The sequence below is a fragment of the Streptomyces noursei genome, assembly GCF_001646665.1.
GTDB lineage: Bacteria > Actinomycetota > Actinomycetes > Streptomycetales > Streptomycetaceae > Streptomyces > Streptomyces lavendulocolor.
Genome location: NZ_LWBU01000307.1, coordinates 47,149 through 48,422, shown reverse-complemented (window position 1 = coordinate 48,422; position 1,274 = coordinate 47,149). Strand labels below are relative to the sequence as shown.

The window sequence follows — 1,274 nt, the reverse complement described above, 5'->3', positions numbered from 1 at the left end:
ACGGCTGCTGTACGTCGACACCGACCCGGCCATCGCCGACACGGCCGTCTTCGTCGAGCACCACGGGCGGGACCTGCTGGACGCCTCCGCCAACTGCGTCGTCGTGGCGGGCAAGCGGGGCGGCGACACCACACTCGCCGGCTGCGTGGTGCTCTCCAGCACCCGGGTCGACGTCAACGGCGCCGTGCGGAAGCAACTCGGCGCCCGCAAGGCGTCGTTCGCGCCCATGGACACGGCCACCGGCGAGACGGGCATGGAGTACGGCGGCATCACCCCGATCGGGCTGCCCCGCCACTGGCCCCTCCTCGTCGACGCCGCGGTGGTCGACACCGAGTGGGTCCTCATCGGCAGCGGCCGGCGCAGGGGCAAGCTGATCGTGCCCGGCAAGACCTTCGCGGAGCTGCCGGGCGCGGTCGTCCTCGAAGGACTCGGGGTCAGCCCCGGCTGAGCCGCGGGATCTCGATCGCGGGGCAGCGGTCCATCACCATGTCGAGCCCCGCCGCCGTGGTCCGCTCGTACGCCGCCTCGTCGACCACCCCGAGCTGGAACCACACCGCCTTGGCCCCCTTCGCCACCGCCTCGTCGGCGACGGCCCCCGCCAGGTCGCTGTTGACGAACACGTCCACGACGTCCACCGGGAACGGGATGTCCGCCAGCGAGGCGTACCCCTGCTCCCCGTGGACCGTCTCCGCCTTGGGGTGCACGGGCACCACCCGCTTGCCGAAGCGCTGCAGCACGGCGGCCACCCCATAGGCGGCGCGGGCCCGGTTGCCGGACAGGCCGACCACCGCCCAGGTGTCCCCGGACTCGGTCAGGATCTTCGCGATGGTCTCCGTCTCGTCGGTCACGCTGCGCCTCCGGTGCGTAAGGTCGTCGTCTGCCTGCGCCAACGGCCACACACCGCCGGAGATTCCCGCGCGCCCGTGCGCATAGGGTGGCGGGATGCAGGAGCAGTACCGGACGGTCGCCCGCGAGGGCGTGCACGAGACCGAGATCAACCGATCGCGCTTCATCTGCGCCCTCGCGCCCGCCGCGAGCGAACAGGAGGCGCAGGACTTCGTCGCACGCGTCCGCCGGGAGCACCCGACCGCCACCCACAACTGCTTCGCGTACGTCATCGGCGCCGACGCCGCCGTACAGCGGGCGAGCGACGACGGGGAACCGGGCGGCACGGCCGGCGCCCCCATGCTCCAGATGCTGCTGCGCCGCGAGACGCGGTACGTCGCCGCCGTCGTCACCCGCTACTACGGGGGCGTGAAGCTCGGGGCGGGCGG

Annotated in this window: 3 protein-coding genes; 2 read left to right on the top strand and 1 reads right to left on the bottom strand. The window is 73.1% G+C overall.

Translation table 11 applies throughout. The annotated features are described in order from the left end of the window. Window positions 1-448, top strand: a 448-nt coding sequence (locus A4V12_RS23010; RefSeq protein ID WP_234372301.1) for a YbaK/EbsC family protein, incomplete at its 5' end; no start/stop codon positions are given. On the opposite strand, the gene A4V12_RS23005 is transcribed toward A4V12_RS23010, so the two are convergent. Next, window positions 435-848, bottom strand: a complete 414-nt coding sequence (locus tag A4V12_RS23005; RefSeq protein ID WP_064071317.1) for a CoA-binding protein — start codon at window positions 846-848, stop codon at window positions 435-437. The genes A4V12_RS23010 and A4V12_RS23005 overlap by 14 nt on opposite strands. 94 nt (window positions 849-942) lie before the next feature. Here A4V12_RS23005 and A4V12_RS23000 point away from each other — a divergent pair. Then, window positions 943-1,274 (top strand): IMPACT family protein (locus A4V12_RS23000; protein WP_199831357.1); only part of this gene is annotated, 332 nt, incomplete at its 3' end.